Origin of the sequence: Pseudomonas lyxosi (assembly GCF_047758685.1) — a bacterium.
Taxonomy (GTDB): domain Bacteria; phylum Pseudomonadota; class Gammaproteobacteria; order Pseudomonadales; family Pseudomonadaceae; genus Aquipseudomonas; species Aquipseudomonas lyxosi.
In genome coordinates, this window is record NZ_CP180481.1 from 4,563,438 (window position 1) to 4,581,049 (window position 17,612).

The 17,612-nt window shown below is 59.9% G+C and carries 16 protein-coding genes; 2 read left to right on the forward strand and 14 right to left on the reverse strand.

Annotated features, from left to right (window positions below; all coding sequences use genetic code 11):
- Positions 1–32 precede the first annotated feature (32 nt).
- From ACMXYI_RS21015 to argH, 4 genes are all read right to left on the reverse strand, one after another.
- A complete protein-coding gene (locus ACMXYI_RS21015) occupies positions 33–857 on the reverse strand; it encodes an ABC transporter substrate-binding protein (RefSeq protein ID WP_415768885.1) in 825 nt (274 codons plus the stop codon).
- Between the two features lie 38 nt (positions 858–895).
- Positions 896–1,660 carry an amino acid ABC transporter ATP-binding protein gene (locus tag ACMXYI_RS21020; protein ID WP_033054778.1) on the reverse strand — a complete coding sequence of 255 codons (765 nt, stop codon included), beginning with the start codon at positions 1,658–1,660 and terminating at the stop codon, positions 896–898.
- Between the two features lie 10 nt (positions 1,661–1,670).
- Positions 1,671–2,549: an amino acid ABC transporter permease gene (locus ACMXYI_RS21025; protein WP_056745976.1), complete on the reverse strand. Its 879-nt coding sequence runs from the start codon at positions 2,547–2,549 to the stop codon at positions 1,671–1,673.
- A 152-nt stretch (positions 2,550–2,701) separates the two neighbouring features.
- Positions 2,702–4,129: an argininosuccinate lyase gene (gene argH / locus ACMXYI_RS21030; protein ID WP_415768886.1), complete on the reverse strand. Its 1,428-nt coding sequence runs from the start codon at positions 4,127–4,129 to the stop codon at positions 2,702–2,704.
- Between the two features lie 307 nt (positions 4,130–4,436).
- On the opposite strand from argH, the gene ACMXYI_RS21035 reads away from it, so the two are divergent.
- On the forward strand, positions 4,437–5,402 hold the full coding sequence (locus ACMXYI_RS21035) for a LysR family transcriptional regulator (protein WP_415768887.1): 966 nt from the start codon (positions 4,437–4,439) through the stop codon (positions 5,400–5,402).
- Here the strand turns inward: ACMXYI_RS21035 and ACMXYI_RS21040 are convergent.
- The 10 genes from ACMXYI_RS21040 to arnB form a co-directional block, all read right to left on the reverse strand.
- Positions 5,353–5,721, reverse strand: coding sequence for a GNAT family N-acetyltransferase (locus ACMXYI_RS21040; RefSeq protein WP_415768888.1), 369 nt, complete (start codon positions 5,719–5,721; stop codon positions 5,353–5,355). The two genes, ACMXYI_RS21035 and ACMXYI_RS21040, sit on opposite strands and share 50 nt — an antisense overlap.
- 170 nt (positions 5,722–5,891) lie before the next feature.
- A complete protein-coding gene (locus tag ACMXYI_RS21045; RefSeq protein WP_415768889.1) occupies positions 5,892–7,481 on the reverse strand; it encodes an ArnT family glycosyltransferase in 1,590 nt (529 codons plus the stop codon).
- A gap of 5 nt (positions 7,482–7,486) precedes the next feature.
- A complete protein-coding gene (locus ACMXYI_RS21050; protein WP_415768890.1) occupies positions 7,487–8,866 on the reverse strand; it encodes a UDP-glucose dehydrogenase family protein in 1,380 nt (459 codons plus the stop codon).
- A complete protein-coding gene (gene arnF, locus ACMXYI_RS21055; protein ID WP_415768891.1) occupies positions 8,863–9,264 on the reverse strand; it encodes a 4-amino-4-deoxy-L-arabinose-phosphoundecaprenol flippase subunit ArnF in 402 nt (133 codons plus the stop codon). The genes ACMXYI_RS21050 and arnF overlap by 4 nt, the downstream gene beginning before the upstream one ends.
- Complete coding sequence (gene arnE, locus ACMXYI_RS21060) at positions 9,261–9,605, reverse strand: 4-amino-4-deoxy-L-arabinose-phosphoundecaprenol flippase subunit ArnE (protein ID WP_415768892.1); 345 nt, start codon at positions 9,603–9,605, stop codon at positions 9,261–9,263. Before arnE ends, arnF begins: the two co-directional genes overlap by 4 nt.
- Positions 9,602–11,251 carry a lipid IV(A) 4-amino-4-deoxy-L-arabinosyltransferase gene (gene arnT, locus ACMXYI_RS21065; RefSeq protein WP_415768893.1) on the reverse strand — a complete coding sequence of 550 codons (1,650 nt, stop codon included), beginning with the start codon at positions 11,249–11,251 and terminating at the stop codon, positions 9,602–9,604. The genes arnE and arnT overlap by 4 nt, the downstream gene beginning before the upstream one ends.
- On the reverse strand, positions 11,248–12,132 hold the full coding sequence (gene arnD, locus ACMXYI_RS21070) for a 4-deoxy-4-formamido-L-arabinose-phosphoundecaprenol deformylase (RefSeq protein WP_415768894.1): 885 nt from the start codon (positions 12,130–12,132) through the stop codon (positions 11,248–11,250). Before arnD ends, arnT begins: the two co-directional genes overlap by 4 nt.
- Positions 12,132–14,123, reverse strand: coding sequence for a bifunctional UDP-4-amino-4-deoxy-L-arabinose formyltransferase/UDP-glucuronic acid oxidase ArnA (gene arnA / locus ACMXYI_RS21075; RefSeq protein ID WP_415768895.1), 1,992 nt, complete (start codon positions 14,121–14,123; stop codon positions 12,132–12,134). Before arnA ends, arnD begins: the two co-directional genes overlap by 1 nt.
- Positions 14,120–15,139 (reverse strand): undecaprenyl-phosphate 4-deoxy-4-formamido-L-arabinose transferase, encoded by a 1,020-nt coding sequence (gene arnC / locus ACMXYI_RS21080; protein WP_415768896.1) that lies wholly within the window; start codon positions 15,137–15,139, stop codon positions 14,120–14,122. Before arnC ends, arnA begins: the two co-directional genes overlap by 4 nt.
- Positions 15,136–16,284: a UDP-4-amino-4-deoxy-L-arabinose aminotransferase gene (arnB, locus tag ACMXYI_RS21085; protein ID WP_415768897.1), complete on the reverse strand. Its 1,149-nt coding sequence runs from the start codon at positions 16,282–16,284 to the stop codon at positions 15,136–15,138. Before arnB ends, arnC begins: the two co-directional genes overlap by 4 nt.
- A gap of 387 nt (positions 16,285–16,671) precedes the next feature.
- Between arnB and ACMXYI_RS21090 the strand changes: the two genes are divergently transcribed.
- Positions 16,672–17,610 (forward strand): site-specific integrase, encoded by a 939-nt coding sequence (locus ACMXYI_RS21090; RefSeq protein WP_046053537.1) that lies wholly within the window; start codon positions 16,672–16,674, stop codon positions 17,608–17,610.
- Positions 17,611–17,612 lie beyond the last annotated feature (2 nt).

The following is a 17,612-nucleotide window of genomic DNA, read 5'->3' on the forward strand; positions in this document are numbered from 1 at the left end:
TCGCGGGCAAGCCATGCTCCTACAGGCAAGCATTACTTGCCGGCGTTAATGGTCACAGTCTTGATCGCACCCAACTGCAGATCCCATTTCTTCAGGATTGCCTGGTAGCTGCCGTCATCGATCATGCTCTGCAACGCGACCTTCAGCGCCTCACTCAGCTCAGGCTTTTTCTTGCTCACGCCCAGCCCGGTGAACTGCTCGGAGATCGGCAGGCCCACGGTTTTGTACATGTCCTTTTCCTGAGTCTTCAGGTACGACAAGGTTTCGCTGCCCTGCATCGCCGCGTCGATACGGCTCTGACGCAGTTGCGCACGGGCATCGGCCGAGCCTTCGGTGCCGATCACGTTGATCGCAGGCTTGCCGGCGGCTTCGCAATTGGCCTTGCTCCACTCGGCGATTTCCGCCGGGAAGGTGGTGCGGCGGCTGGTGCCGACTTTCTTGCCGCACAAATCAATGATCTCGTTGAAGTCCTTGTTCTTCTGCAACGTGTAGAACTGCGGACCGCTGGTGAAGTAGTCGACGAAGGTCACGCTGGCCTGACGTTCGGCGGTGTCGGTCATGCCCGACATGACCATGTCCACGCGGTCGGTGGTCAGCGCATTGATCATTTGCTCGAAGCCGGTTTCCTGCCATTTGATCTTTACGCCCAGACGTTCGGCCAGGGCATTGCCCAGGTCATAGTCGAGACCGGTGAGGGTGTTGGTGGCCGGGTCCTTGAAGTCCATCGGCGGGTAGTTCGGCATGATCGCTACCACGACCTCGCCTTTCTCCTTGATGCTGGCCGGGAGTTCGGCGGCGAAGGTGAAGCCGGAAGCCATAACGCTTGCGAGTACTGCGGGGATAACGAAGTTCTTCATGGTCGTTCTCTTATGAGTGTTGTTACGCCAGCCGGCGCTTAGGTTCGAACGGCAGAAATGAAGCTTTGGGTGCGCGGGTTTTGCGGACTTATTAGTATTTCTTCGGGGCTTCCAGCCTCCACGATCTGCCCGCCGTCCATGAACACCATGCGGTTGGAAACCTCGCGAGCGAAGCCCAGTTCATGGGTGACGACGATCATGGTCATGCCGGTTTGCGCGAGGTCGCGCATCACCGACAGCACCTCACCGACCAGTTCCGGGTCGAGTGCCGAAGTGGGTTCATCGAACAGCATCAGCTTGGGCCGCATGGCCAGTGCACGGGCAATGGCCACCCGTTGTTGCTGACCGCCCGAGAGTTCGATCGGGTAGCTGTTGCGTTTGTCGGCCAGGCCGACGCGAGCGAGCAATTCCACGGCTTCTTCGTGCGCCTCTTTGGGCGAACGCTTGAGCACCTGGCACGGCCCTTCGATGATGTTTTGCAGCACAGTCATGTGCGGGAACAGGTTGAAACGCTGGAACACCATGCCGGTGGACAGGCGTTGACGGGCGATCTGCGACTCGTTGAGTTCATGCAGTTTGTTGCCGACGATCCGGTAACCCACCAGTTCGCCGTCGACCCACAGACCGCCCTTGTCGATTTTTTCCAGCTGGTTGATGCAGCGCAGCAAGGTGCTTTTGCCGGAGCCGGACGGGCCGATGATGCACAGCACTTCGCCTTGCTCGACTTCGATGTTGATGTCCTTGAGGGCGTGGAAATGGTCGTAGTACTTGTTCAGGCTCACGGCCTTGACGATGCTTCTCATGTGGGGCTCCTCAAGAACGCTTGCCGGCGCCGCGAGCGAAACGACGCTCCAGACGGCTTTGACCGAAGGACAGGACGGTGACGGTGGCCAGGTACCAGATACCGGCGACGATCAGCAGCTCCATGACCCGGGCGTTGGCGTAGTAGATGTTCTGGGCGTTGTAGAGCAGTTCCGAGTATTGGATGACGCTCGCCAGCGAGGTCATCTTCACCATGCCGATGAACTCGTTACCGACTGGCGGAATGATCACCCGCATGGCTTGCGGCAGGATGATCCGGCGCAGCGCTTGCAGGCGCGGCATGCCGATCGACTTGGCGGCTTCGTACTGGCCGGTGTCCACCGACAGCAGGCCGGCACGCACCACTTCAGCGGTGTAGGCGCCCTGGTTGATGCTCAAGCCGAGGAGGGCGGCCACGAACGGGGTCATCAGGCTCACGGTGTCCATTTCGAACAGGCCGGGGATGCCGATAGTGGGGAAGATCAGCGCCAGGTTGAACCACAACAGCAGTTGCAGAATCAGTGGCGTACCGCGAAACAACCAGGTGTAGGTCACTGCCACGTAGCGCAGGATCGGGTTGGCCGACATGCGCATGATCGCGGTGATCACCCCGAAAACAATGCCCAGCGCCATGGCCAACACCGCCATGACGATGGTGTTGAGCAAGCCCCACATGATCGCCTGGGAAGTGAGGAACTGGCCGATGTAGGACCACTCGATCTTGCCTTCGGCGAAGGCCCGCACCAGTCCGAGAATCGCAATGACGATGACGGTGGCGAAGAAAATCCGCCCGTAATAACGCCGTGGCACATGGTGGTACTGGGTGATATCGAACTGGTTTTCCGCCAGTTTGCGCTCCGACTGGAGTCGTTCTGCCTGAGTCTGGCTCATGTTGCTTCTCCGTACACTGGTATCACAGGTCCAACTTGATCCCTGTAGGAGCCGAGCTTGCTCGCGATGGCGGTGTGTCAGACGACATCAATGCTGAATGTCAGACCGTCATCGCGAGCAAGCTCGGCTCCTACAGAGTTTTGCGTCGTCTATCAGAGCCGGAAACCTTGATAGTTCTCGGTCCATTGCTGCTGCGCGGCGAGGGCCGTTTTCAACCGACCGATCTGCTCACGCACCTGTTGCGGCGCCGTTCCGCCCCAGCCACTGCGGGCGGCGATGGCGGCTTCGAGGGTCAGGCTGTCGCGCACTTCCGCGGTCAGGCGCGGGTCAATCTCGGCCAACAATGCCGGGGAGGCTTCCCACAATTCGATGTCGTGTTTCTCACAGGCCTGGACCAGCGCACCGGTGATTTCGTGGGCTTCCTTGAACGGCACGCCGCGCATGGCCAGCCAGTCGGCGACTTCGGTGGCGAGGGTGAATCCCAGTGGCGCTTGACGACGCAGTTCTTCGACGTTGACCTTCATGGTCGCGACCATCCCGGCCATGGCGGGCAGCACCAGCAGCAGGGTGTCGACGCTGTCGAGTACACCGTTTTTGTCTTCGCTCAAGTCGCGGTTGTACGACAGCGGCAGGGACTTGAGCGTGGAGAGCAGACCGGTCAGGTTGCCGATCAGGCGACCCGCTTTGCCGCGCGCCAGTTCAGCGATGTCCGGGTTTTTCTTCTGCGGCATGATCGAGCTGCCGGTGGCGTAGGCATCGTCCAGCGCGACCCAGCGAAACTGCCGCGACGACCACAGGCAGAACTCTTCGGCGAGGCGGGAAATGTTGATCCCGAGCATGCTGGCAATGAACAGGAACTCGGCAACGTGATCGCGGCTGGCCACGGCGTCGATGGAGTTTTCACACACACCGCTGTAACCCATTTCCTTGGCCGACTGCTGAGGCAGGCGCGCGATGGCGGAACCGGCCATGGCAGCAGCACCCAGTGGCGACAGCGAAGTGCGATTGTCCCAGTCCACCAGGCGTTGCACGTCACGCAACATGGATTGGGCGTGGGCCAGCAAGTGGTGGGCGAAAACGATCGGCTGGGCCTGCTGCAGGTGGGTGAACCCCGGGCAGATGCTTTCGATGTGTTGCTCGGCTTGGTCCACCAGTGCTTGTTGCAAGGCCAGAACTTCAACGGCCAGGGTGCGAACGTGATCACGCAGGAACAGGCGCAAGTCGTTGGCGGTCTGGTCGTTGCGCGAACGACCGGCGCGCAGCTTGCCGCCGAGGGCGCCGAGGCGTTCGGTCAGCAGGCGTTCGATGAAGGTGTGGACGTCTTCGTCATCCAGGGTCGGTGCGATGCTGCCGGCGCGGAAGTCATCACCGATGCGCTCAAGAGCGTCGAGCATGGTCTGGGTTTCTTGCTCGCTCAGCAGCCCGGCGCGCTGCAATTCACGGGCATGCGCCTTGGAACCTGCGAGGTCGTACGGGGTGAGGCGAAAGTAGCGCTCGGGGCAACGGGACAAGGCCGCCAGGGCTTCGGACGGGCCGCTTTTGAAGCGAGCACCCCAGAGACGGTCGGTGGTTTGAGACATTGTTGTTTTCCTCGTCGGTAAAGCGAACTGAAATCGGTGTGCCGGGCCTGAAACACTCGCCGCAATTCAATTGGGCGTGGTTCGGCCTAAACATTATTCAAGGGCAGGGGAAAAGCGCAGTTGCATCGTCGCGAGAGCTGATCGAAGTGTCAGCTTTTAATAGTTCGAAATCAGTGAGTTGGCACTGATGTGCGGGATTTATTAGCGGTTGCCAAGCCTGGTTTTCTGTGGTCATTATTATTTACCAGCACTATTTTTGTTGTTGGACACAGGTTGTTGAATAGGGCGCCAGAGGTAAATAGGCATTATGGAAACCCCACTTTCCAATTCCGGAAACCCGCCGCTGAAAACGGGCCATCGGGCACCGCTGACCCTCAGCGGTCTGGACTTCAAACTGCTCAAAGTGTTCAAGGCCGTGGTCGAGGCCGGCGGCTTCAGTGCCGCCCAGAACGAGCTGAATGTGGGACTGGCAGCCATCAGCAAACAGATCTCCGACCTGGAGATCCGCATCGGCATGCGCCTGTGCACCCGCGGCCGCGAGGGTTTTCACCTGACCGAAGAGGGCCGCCTGGTGTATCAGGCGTCGATTGATTTATTTGCCTCGGTCGACAACTTTCGTGATCGCCTTAGTTCAGCGCAAAACGAACTGATCGGTGATCTTGGTGTGGGGGTTATTGACAATACGATTTCCGACGTTAATTCGCCGTTAGTTGCTGCACTTAGAATAATTAATGAGGCATCGCCTAAAGTCAGGTTCCAACTTCAAGCCTCACAGCTGGATGAAGTGGAAAGAGGCGTGGTAGAGGGGCGGTTAGTGGCGGGGATCGTACCGGTTTATCAGAAACGCGAAGAGTTTGATTACTACGCGCTTTATGAAGAACGCTCCGAAGTTTATTGCGCGGTCGGTCATCCGTTATTCACGGTGCCGGACGCAGAAATCGGCAGCCATGTGCTCAAGGATTACGAGTGCATCAACCACCGCTACGCGATCCACCGCGACAAACTGAACTTTGCCCACTACGACAGCTTTTCCGCCTCGGCCAGCCAGGTCGAAGCGGTGGCATTGTTGATCAAGACCGGGCGTTTCGTGGGTTTTCTCCCCCAGCATTACGCCGCGCCGCTGGTGGCGCAGGGGCAGTTCCGGGCGGTGCGTGCGGACCTGATCCACATCGTCACGCCGTTCAATCTGATCCTGCGCCACAACACTGTGCGCAGTCCGTTGGTCAAGGCGTTTGCCCAGGCGTTGGGGGTTGATTTGAAGGCGCCGCTCTAAGGCTCAAACGCATCGCACAACGGCTTTCACCGGGTAAGCCGTGGGCGACTTCGTCGCTTAATACAGTCGCTAATCGCAGATCCAATTGTGCAGGGCTCAATGTTTCAAAGCCCATTCGCTGATAAAACGGTTCATTCCACGGCAAGTCGCGGAACGTGGTCAGCGTCAGACCATAGAGTGCTCGATCCCGGGCATGCGCAACCGCGGTTAACAGTAACTTGCGACCCGCGCCCCGGCCCTGGAAGTGTTGTCTGACGGACAGTTCCTGAATATGCAGCTCGTTGTCGACTTCAACAGCGCTGACAAATCCCTTGGGCACCGCGAATAGTGAAATTCATGCGGGCGACTGTAGCAGCTGTCGAGCTTGCGAGGCTGCGTTCGGCGACGCAGTCGTCGTGAACCCAGGCAACGCGGTGTTTCAGGAAGACCTCATGCGCAGGTCTTGCGACGACTTCGTCGCCGAACGCAGCCTCGCAAGCTCGGCAGCTGCTACAGGGGATTGAGGTGCAGCAGGACATAATCGTTTTTGTCGAAGCGCCCGCTCAACACGGGCGGCAACGCACCCAGCGGCGTGCCCTGCAGGGCGCGGTAGTCGTGTTCATCCATCATCAGCCAATGCGGCCCCTGAAGGTTTTCCAGTTCTTGGGTCGATTCGGTGAAAACCGGTTGCAAGTCCTGCTCGATATTGACCATGAACTTGATCGCCTTGGCGTCTTTACCCATGGCGTGCAGCACCAGCGGCGCCGGGTCTTTCTGGACAAGTGCGAATGCCGCGCGGCTGAAGGTCTGGGTATCGTAGAGGCGACGTTCGACGGTTTCGAACACCACGATGTACACCGACCACAACGCCAACACCGCGCAACTGGCCAACGTCAGCGCCCGCCATCGGGGTCTGAAAAGCATCGCCAGAGCAATGACTTGCAGCATGCCAAGAATGATCAAAATTGCAGTCAGAGCCGGCATTTGCTCGGAAAAACGTCGGTGAGCGACCATCAATCCAACGACCAATAGAGCCGGAATCAACAACCACACCCCTTGCATCAACCCCCGCAACCACTCGAATACCCGACCTTGCGCCACCTGGAACGGATACGCCGCAATGATCGCCGCCATGGGTAACATCGGCAGCAGGTAACGGGCCTTTTTTGCCTGGGGGATCGAGAGCCCGACCATCACGATCAGGCCGGCCGCCGTGCAGTACTGCAACAGGCGTAACGCGGGACCGGCCTGCCGAGGCGTTGTCAGCCAGACGGCGGCCAGAGCCAGCAACGCCAATGGATACGCGAGCGCATAGTTGCCCAGCGAACGGGTGAAATAATACAGCGAACCGCTGACGCCTTCGCTACCGTCCAGGCGCCCCATGATCTGCATGCGCACCACATAGTGCATGAACTCCGGGCCGCCAATGGTTTCCGCCAGCCACAGCAGCACGCCAACGCACACGGCCAGCAGCACCGACGCCACCAAGCCAAAACCAAAAAAATACTGCCATTGTCGATTGAGCAAGAAATAGCTGCACAGCATGCCCGTGGGAATCACCAGCCCGATCGGCCCGCGAATCCCGAAACCCAGCAGCAATAAGGCAAAGATCAGCCACCACCGGCGCTTTGCGGCGAAATAATCGGCGGCATAGCCGAGGTAGAACACCGCAAATGCCACCGCCGCGAGCATCAAATCCAGGGACACGGCACGGGTTTCGGTGACAAAGGTGTTGGTCAGCAGCATCAGGGCGATGCTCAGCAACGCCCAGCGCTGGGAGTAGGGCGCCAGTAGCCGGTACATCAACGTGACGATCACCGCCCCGGCAATTGCGCTCGGCAACCAGGCAGTCAAACTGTTGACCTGCCCGAACGGCAGTGACAGCGCCCAGATGAACAACGTCGTCAGCGCCGAATAATCCGCATACGGCTGGCCATAGGTGGTCGGGAAAAATGTCGGCCCGTGGCGCAGCATTTCCTGAGCGAACAGCACAAAGCGCGAATCGAAGCCGATCACCGCCTGCTGATACACCCCGGCGCTGAACAACAGCAGCGCCGCCAGCCCTAGCGCCAGGGACTGGCGGCGGATAGCAGGTGACATCGCACTCAAGCGAAGACCGAAGCAGCGGGCCACTGCTGATGCGGAATCGGCAAGTTGCGCGATTCACCACGGCCCATCGGGAAGTACATGAAACCGGCGCGGGCCAGTCGATCGGCGTCGTACAGGTTGCGTCCGTCGAAGATCACCGGGGCGTTGAGCCGCTGCTGGATCAGGCTGAAATCCGGGGCTTTGAACTGCTGCCATTCGGTGCAGATGATCAACGCGTCAGCACCGGACAATACCGATTCCGGCGTACCCATCAGCATCAACCGGGATTCATCGGGATACAGCTGCTGGGTTTCCTGCATGGCTTCCGGGTCGAACGCGCGGACATTGGCCCCGGCGGCCCACAGCGATTCCAGCAGCACCCGGCTCGGTGCATCGCGCATGTCGTCGGTGTTCGGTTTGAACGCCAGCCCCCACACGGCAAAGGTCCTGCCGCGCAAATCGCCCTTGTAGAACGCGTTGATGCGTTCGAACAGCTTGTGCTTCTGACGCTGATTGATCGCTTCCACCGCTTGCAGCAAATCGCTGGAGCAATGCGCCTCTTCGGCGCTGTGGATCAGCGCGCGCATGTCCTTGGGAAAGCACGAGCCGCCATAACCGCAGCCGGGGTAGATGAAGTGGTAACCAATGCGCGAATCGGCGCCGATGCCCAGGCGCACCGATTCGATGTCGGCGCCCAGGTGTTCGGCCAGTTCGGCGATCTGGTTGATGAAGCTGATCTTGGTCGCCAGCATGCAGTTGGCGGCGTACTTGGTCAGCTCGGCGCTGCGCAGGTCCATGAACATGATCCGGTCATGATTGCGGTTGAAGGGCGCGTAGAGGTCACGCATCACGTCCCGCACCTCATCGCGTTCGCAGCCGATGACGATCCGGTCCGGGCGCCGGCAATCGGCCACGGCAGAGCCTTCTTTCAAAAACTCCGGGTTGGAGACGATATCGAACTGCAGCAAGCGGCCGACCTTGATCAGGCACTTGTCGATATGCGCGCGCAAGGTGTCACCTGTGCCCACCGGCACCGTAGATTTCTCCACCAGAATCACTGGTTGTTCACGATGACGCGCCACGGCTTCTCCTACCGACAGCACATAACGCAGGTCCGCCGAACCATCGTCCCGGGACGGTGTACCGACCGCGATAAACAACACCTGGCCATGTTGCACCGCGAGTTTTTCGTCGGTGGTGAACTGTAGACGTTTGGCGTCCAGGCCTTCGCGCACCAGGCTGGCCAGCCCCGGCTCGAAAATGCTCACGTGTCCTTGTTGCAACAGTTCGACTTTCTTCTCGTCAATGTCCATGCAGACCACGTCGTGGCCGACTTCAGCCAGGACAGCCGCTTGCACCAGGCCAACGTAACCGCTACCAAATACACTGATTTTCATGGGGCACTCCTGAGTTCGCGCGAGCGAGCAGGCCGAGAGTTAATGGTAATGACACCGAGGATGACCAGGGCCACCCCGATGGTTTTTGAAAAGCTGAATGCTTCGTTGAACAGCGGCAGGCTGGCGGCCAGCAGGTACACCAGCGCGTAGCTGATGCTCAGCAGCGAATAGGCTCGGCCCAGCGGTAAATCCCGCAGGGCGGCGAGCCAGCAAAGCATCGACAGGGCGTAGGCCAGAATCGCCGCAATTACCACGGCGACGGCAGTTAGATCGACGCTGGCGGTGAACCAGTGTTCAGGTGTTGGCAGGCGACTCATGCTCCAGCGCATGCCCAGTTGCGCGGCACTGACCAGCAACACGCTGCCCAGCGCGAAGGTGATTCCGCGACGCAGGTTCATGTGTGTTGCCCCAGCAGCACCACGCCACTGATCACCAGCGCCACACCCAACCAGTGGCGCCGGTCGATGGTTTCGTGGAAAACGAAGCGGGCGACCAGGGTGATCAGTACGAAATTGAGGCTCAGCATCGGGTAGGCGATGCCGACCTCGAGGCGCTGCAACACCAGCAGCCACACCAGCAAGCCCAATCCCAGAGAAGCGAGGGCTAGCCACAACCATGGCGAGCGCAATTTCTCGCTCCAGAGCGACGCCTTGTCGCGCCAGCTCTCGACGGCGTACTTCTGGGCGATCTGGCCCAGGCAGGTCAGCAGGCAGGCAGCCAAGAGCAGTAACAAGCTCATGACGCCTCCTGAGGAAAGATCAGAATCACAATGTTGCCTTGTTCATAGCGCTTGCCATCCTTGGGCAGCCGTTCGATTTCCTGCAGCTCCTCGTCACCCTTGACCCGCATGACCACGCCGACCGAGCCGCTCTGGCGGGCGTTGCGCATCCATGCTTGAACCTGGTTCGGGTGGACTCGCTGCTGTGCGCCGTCAGGATAGGCGAGGCCATATTTCAATTCGCCTATCGTGTTGTACAACGCCACGTCCGGGCGTTTCAGACGCCAGGCCAACGCTCCGGCGGCGCCGAGGTCGTTGCTCAGCAACTGGTCGGACTGGCCGAGTTCCTGGGCATGTTCGAGGATGAATCGGTCGGGCATCTTGTTGGCGACCACTGACTCGGGCAGCCCGGCCGGCAACAGGGCGATCAGCAGCAGGCTGCCGAAAGCTGGCGCCGCCCAGCATTGCAACGGTCTGAAAGCTTGCAGCAGGTTGGCCATGATCCAGCCGGTCAGGCCGATGAACACCAGCACCAGGTTGTGCAGTTCATGGTTGTAGAGCGGTTTTTTCAGTTGCAGGTAGACCAGGGCCACCAGGATCGTCAGGCCCAGCAGCAGGTTCAGCAGACCATTGATGCCCAGTACCCGGCCTTGCTCCAGCTTCAAGCGGTCCACCAGTGCGTGGCCCAGGAGCAACGCCAGCGGCAGCAGGCACGGCAGGATGTAGCTGGGCAATTTGCCTTTGCTGAGGCTGAAAAAAATCAGCGGCATCAGCAGCCACAGCAGCAGGAAAGCGACGTCGGCCTGGCGTCGTGTGTCCCACGCCTGTTTCAGCGCCGACGGCAGCAACGCCACCCACGGCAAACTGAACGCCACCAGCAACGGCAAATAGAACCACCACGGCGCGTCATGCTGGGCGTCATCGCCGGCGAAGCGGCGAATGTGTTCGTGCCAGAAAAAGAACCGCCAGTAATCGGGCTCCTGCGCGTGCACCGCCAAGACCCACGGCAAACTGACGGCGATGGCCACGACAATCGCCAGCGGACCGTAGATCAGCAGTTCACGCCAGCGTTTTTGCCAGATCATCCAGGGCAGGGCGATCAGCACCGGCAGCAGCCAGGCGAGGAAACCCTTGGTCATGAACCCCATGCCACAGGCCAGGCCCAACACCGCCCAACCGATCAGACGCTGGCCACGACTGACGCTATCCAAGGCAAACCACAAGGCAACCAGGCTCAAATTGACCCAGAACGTGAATTGCGGATCGAGGTTGGCGTAGCCTGCGGCGCCAGCGATGACGGTGAGACTCATGTACAGCAGCGCGCAGGCAAAACTCTTGCGTGGTTCGTTCCAGAGCCGGCGGGCGATCAGGTAGCACAGCAACACACTCAACCCGGTGCTCATCGCGGAAGCAAACCGCACGCCGAACAGGTTGTCGCCAAACAATGCTTGGCTGGCTGCGATCATCCAGTAACCGGCCACCGGTTTTTCGAAATAGCGCAGGCCCATGAAATGCGGCGACACCCAGTTGCCGCTCAGGAGCATGTCCTGGCTGATCTGGGCGTAGCGGGTTTCGTCGGGAATCCATAAGCCATGGCTGCCCAGCGGCAGCAAATACGCCAGAGCGAAGATGGCCAGCAACAACGGCAATGCCCAACGCTTGCTCATACGCTTTGCACTCCCAGCCAGCCTTCGCGTCCTTCGAGGGTGCCGCGCAGCACCCGGCCGGCCGGCAAGGTGTCGGGGGCTTCGGGCAGCAGATCGCCCAAGGGTTGAAAATGGATGTCTCGCTGGCGCGCATCGGCCAGCAGTTGACGAAAATCGTTGGCCATCAGAATCCCTTCTACTTCGGCATGGATCGTATAGACGTTGAGTTTTTCGGGGCTGAAGCGATCAAGAATGAAGGCGTTGAAGTCTTTGGCCGCCACGCTGGGGCCGACCACCTCATCGAACGTCGGCAGGTCCACCGGAATCTGCGGGGCACCCAAACCACCATCGGCCAATCTCGGCTGGAACAGGCTCTGGCCCCGGCAGTCGCTGTTGTAGCGAAAGCTGAACGCCTGCTTGGCCTCGATTACGCGCTCGTCCGCCCGCCACCCGGCGGATGCCGAGCACTCGACGTTTTGCCCTAGGATGTCGCAGAGCGTGTCCACGCCCCGACGAAGGTGCTCGATCAGTTGCTTGTCGCTCCACCGCCCGGCATTGGCCTGCCAGCCGTGGTGATCCCAGGCGTGCAGGCCGACTTCATGCCCGGCTGCCACGGTTTGACGCATCAAATGCCCAAGATCACGGCCGATCGGTTTGCCGGGCCACGCTGTGCCGGCCAGCAAGATGTCCCAGCCATACAGGCCGGCCGCGTTGGAGCGGAGCATTTTCCAGAGAAATTGCGGGCGGATCAGGCGCCATAAATGACGCCCCATGTTGTCCGGCCCGACACTGAAGAAAAACGTCGCCTTGACCTGCGCTTCATCGAGGATTTCCAGCAGCCGCGGCACCCCCTCACGGGTGCCTCGGTAAGTGTCGACATCAATCCGCAGACCTGCCTGCATCAGCGCTTGTCCGCGATTTCGAGCATGGCTTCACGCAAGAAGAAATCCAGCGTATTGCCAATGGTTTCACTCATCTGCACGGTCGGCGTCCAGTCCAGCAGGCGCTTGGCGTTGGCGATGCTCGGTTTGCGGTGGGACACGTCCTGATACCCGGTGCCGTAGAACGCTTTGCTTTCGACATCGCGGAACCCGGCGAACGGCGGGAAGTTTTCGCGCAACGGGTGCGCTTCGAACTGACACAACAGCTCCTCGCCCAACTGACGAATGCTGGCCTCGTTGTCCGGGTTGCCGATGTTGATGATCTGGCCATTGCAGGCGTCGTTCTCGTTGTCGATGATCCGTGCCAGCGCTTCCACGCCGTCGGCAATGTCGGTGAAGCAGCGTTTTTGCTCACCGCCATCGAACAGGCGAATCGGCGTGCCTTCCACCAGGTTGAGGATCAGTTGGGTGATCGCGCGGGAACTGCCGATACGCGCCGAGTCCAGACGATCGAGGCGTGGGCCCATCCAGTTGAAGGGACGGAACAACGTGAAGTTCAGGCCTTTCTGGCCATAGGCCCAGATCACCCGGTCGAGCAGCTGTTTGGAGATCGAGTAGATCCAGCGCTGCTTATTGATCGGACCGACGATGAGGTTGGAGGTGTCTTCGTCGAAGTTCTGGTCCTGGCACATGCCATAGACTTCCGAGGTCGACGGGAAGATCACGCGTTTGTTGTATTTGACGCAGTAGCGAACCAGTTTCAGGTTCTCTTCAAAGTCCAGCTCGAACACCCGCAGCGGGTTGCGGGTGTATTCGATCGGCGTGGCGATCGCCACCAGCGGCAGGATCACGTCGCACTTCTTGATGTGGTATTCGATCCACTCGGAGTGGATGCTGATATCGCCTTCGACGAAGTGGAAGTTCGGATGGCTGCGCAGACGCTCGATGGCATCCGAGCCGATGTCCAGTCCATACACCTCGTATCGGTCGTCACGCAGCAGGCGCTCGGACAGGTGATTGCCGATGAAGCCGTTGACGCCGAGGATCAGCACACGGGTGCGACGCGGCGCGCGACCGGACTCGGCGCCACGCAGTACGGAACCGTCCACCAGACCCAGTTCGTTGGCCAGTTGCGGGCCACTGAGGTACAGGCCGTTGTCGTTGCGCTGGCCGGCGGTGATCACTAGGGAGTCTTCGCTGCAGGCGATACGCAGCGGGTCGACACTGATGACCCGTCCCGGTGCCAGGCCTTCATTGCCCTTGGCGACTTCTGCGCTCCAGACAATCAGCTTGTGTTCGCCCACGGCGCAGAAGGCGCCCGGGTAAGGCTGAGTGACGGCGCGAACCAGATTGAACAGTTCTTCCGCCGGTTTGTTCCAGACCAGTTTGCCGTCTGCCTGTGTGCGGCGACCGAACACCGTGGCTTGGGATTCGTCCTGTGGGGTTTCGTTGATTTTGCCCTGAAGCAACGCCGGTAGCGTGTCACGCAGCAAGTCGGTAGCGGCCAGACGCAGTTTTCCGTGCAGGCTCAGCGCCGTGTCGCTGCGCTCAATCGCAACCGTTTTCTGGGCGAGGATTGCGCCCGCATCGGCCCGTTTGATCATGCGGTGCAGGGTCACGCCGGTTTCGGTTTCGCCGTTGACCAGCACCCAGTTGGCCGGCGCACGACCACGGTAACGCGGCAACAACGAACCGTGCAGGTTGAAGGCGCCTTTGCTGGCGGTGGCCAACAGCGGTTCGCTCAGCAGGTGGCGGTAGTAGAACGAGAACAGGTAATCCGGGTTGAGCTTGCTGATGCGCTCAATCCACAGCGGGTGGTTGGCATCGTCCGGGGCGTGCACCGGGATGCCGTTGCGGGCGCACAGTTGCGCAACGGAGCCGTAGAACGCGTTTTCCTTCGGATCATCGGCGTGGGTAAACACGGCGGCAATTTCAAAGCCCGAGCTGAGCAGGGTTTCGATGCCGGCACAGCCGATATCGTGATAGGCGAAGACAACAGCTTTTACACTCATGAGAGAACCTGATCGGAAGAAGTGGAAGTGAGGCCGTCAACGGTGACAACGGGAGCCGGGGCAGCAGGCTGGCTACGCAGAACTTTTTCGATAAAGAACCGGGGGCGGGCGCGCACGTCGCTGTACATGCGGCCCAGGTACTCGCCCAACAGGCCCATGCCGATAAATTGGCCGCCGGTGAAGATGAACAGCACGGCGAACAGCACGAATGTCCCGTCGCCGGCCCAATGGGCGCCGAAGGCCAGGCGCAGTACGATCAGCGCCGTGGCAAACAGCACGCCGAGGGCTGCCATGCCGAAGCCGACAATGCTCAACAAACGCAGGGGTGTGGTGGTCATGCAGGTGATCAGGTCGAACATCAGGTTGACCAGGCGCATGGGGCTGTATTTGGATTCACCGTGTTCGCGCTCGGCGTGAGTCACGAGGATTTCCGTGGTGTGCCGGGCGAAGCTGTTGGCGAGGATCGGGATGAAGGTGCTGCGTTCGCGGCAGGCGAGCATGGCGTCGACGATGGTTCGCCGGTAAGCGCGGAGCATGCAGCCGTAGTCGGTCATGGCGACGCCGGTGGATCGCTGCACCGCCAGGTTGATCAGCTTCGACGGCCAGCGACGCAACGCCGAGTCCTGACGATTGCTGCGCACGGTGGCGACCACGTCATAACCCAGTTCGGCCTGAGCCACTAACCGCGGGATCTCTTCGGGCGGGTTTTGCAGGTCGGCGTCGAGGGTAATAATCACATCACCTTTGCACTGCTCGAAACCGGCCATGATTGCCGCGTGCTGGCCGTAGTTGCGGTTGAGAATGACCGCCACCACCGGGCTGCATTCACGATGGGCGGCGGCTTCGAGGATCTGCGCCGAGTCATCGCGGCTGCCGTCATCCACCAGCACAATCTCGTAGTCATGGTGCAATTGCTGGCAAGCCGCTTCGGTGCGCCGGAGCAATTCCGGCAGGCTGTCTTGCTCGTTGTAGACCGGGATGACGATCGACACGCAACGGATCGGGTAAGGTTTCACAGGCTTGAGTCCATAACGTTTTCAATGGCACCGACCACACGATCGACGTCATCGAGGGTCATGTCGGGGAACAACGGAATCGAGCACAGCCGTGCCGAGTTCCATTCGGTGTTGGGCAGATAGATGTTGGGGAAGCGTTGGCGGTAGTAGGTGTGCAGGTGAGTGGCGATGAAGTGAATGCCGGTGCCGATGTTCTGCGCTTGCAGGGCCTTCATGAACGTTTCGCGGTCCAGCCCGCAGCGCTCGCTATCGATCCGCAGGATGAACAGGTGCCAAGCGTGCCGCTGCGGGTACGCCGGAATCGCCAACGGCTGCACCTTTGATCCTTCGAGGCGCTGCAGGTAGGCGCGGGCCAGTTCGGTACGCTTGGCATTGATCTGATCCAGGCGCTCCAGTTGCACCAGGGCGATGGCGGCGTTGATGTCGGCCAGGTTGTATTTGAACCCCGGCTCCATCACCTGCGCCTGAGGTTTACGGCCGTGCGTCATGCGGTCATAGGCGTCGACGCCAAGGCCGTGAAACTTGAGCATGCGCACCCGACTGGCCAGGGCTTCATCGTCACTGACGAACATGGCGCCCTCGGCGCAGGTCATGTTCTTGATCGCGTGGAAGGAGAAGATCGCCGTGCCTTTCGCGCCGACATGCCGACCTTTGTAGAAGGTGCCTGCTGCGTGAGCGGCATCTTCAATGACCGGGATGCCGTGTTTGTCGGCCAACGCATAAAGCGGATCGAGATCGAACGCGGCGCCGGCGTAATGCACCGGAATAATGGCTCGGGTGCGCGGCGTGATCGCGGCTTCGATACTGGCCAGGTCACTCATCAGTGTGTCGCGATCAACGTCGACGAATACCGGGGTCGCGCCCAACAGGCAGATCATGTTCGCGGTGGACACCCAGGTCTGGGACGGCGTAATGACTTCATCGCCCGGACCAATGCCCAATGCCAGTAACGTGATGTGCATCCCGCCGGTGGCCGAAGACAGTGCCACGGCATGACGACATCCCACGTAGTTGGCGAATTGCTCTTCCAGTTCCTGATTTTTCGGCCCGGTAGTGATCCAGCCCGAGCGCAATACTTGCTCTACGGCGGCAATTTCTTCATCGCCGATACTGGGGCGGGAGAAGGGTAGAAAAGCCTGACTCATGGGCACCTCGGGGGCTGAAAAGTGAGTAGCCGTAGAGGCTAACGTATTGGATCCAAGGTAAGCGTAGACGCTAAAACGAAAGCTGCATCAATCAGTTACTTCAAATGCATGAGAAAGCACATCGGTTGACTTTTGCTGCCATGCTCGGCAGGTTGGGACCAAGAGCAGGGTCACCCCGGATTCATTGAGGTTATTCCCGATTTTGTGAAAGGAACATGAAAAGCCGGTCGGCGAATCGTTTATCTGGATGTCATACAGCCACTGTTCAGACTTCTGCCGTTCATCGAGTTTTCTAGTAAGAAGTCCTACGCAAGTGTCCCGCTTTATATGAAGGATGTTTCAATCCTTAGTTGTTAATGAACTGTTTCCACATTAAGGCCGTTTCGTTTGATTGACTTACCCGCTACCGACCCAATCCCTTCAAAGACCAATCCGCTGACCCTGTACCTGGCGCGTCTGGCACCCTCCAGCCAACTGACCATGCGTTACGTGTTGCAGGACGCCGCTGACCGGTTGGGCTTCGAAGACATGAACGTCGAGGAGATTCCCTGGCACAACCTGCAACCGGAAGATGTCATCGCGCTGGTGGCCACCTTGCGCACCGACGGCTACGCGCCGAACACCTCTTCGCTGTACGTCAACGCGGTGCGTGGAGTGATGAACGAGGCGTGGCGCATGAGCCTGATCAGTCAGGAACACTTGCTGAAAATGCGTTCGGTGAAAGGAATTGCCGGCACGAGATTGTCCCAGGGGCGCAACCTCAGGCGTACGCTGATCCAGGAATTGATGGCGGTCTGCGCGGCCGATCCACGGCCACAAGGGTTGAGGGATGCGGCGATCATCGGGATTTTGTATGGCTCGGGCATGCGCAAATCGGAATCGGTGAACCTGGACCTGAACCAGGTCGATTTCGCCGAGCGCAGCCTTCGTGTGACCGCCAAGGGCAACAAGCAATTGATCAAGTACGCGCCGGCCTGGGCGTTCGCCAAGCTCAATGACTGGCTGGAACTGCGGCGCTCGCTACTGAAGGAGGGCGAAGTGGACGATTCGTTCCTGTTCAACCGCATCCGCCGCGGCAGTCACATCACCCGCGAGCGCATTACCAAACATGCGATCTATTACATCGCCCGACAGCGGGGCGCGCAGGTCGGGGTGAAAATCATGCCGCATGACTTCCGACGTTCATTCATTACCCGAGTGATTGAGGAGTACGACTTGTCGATTGCCCAGAAACTCGCTCATCACAGCAACATCCAGACCACGGCGAACTACGATGTGCGCGATGACAACGAGCGGCGTCGGGCCGTGGACCGGTTCGATCTTTGATG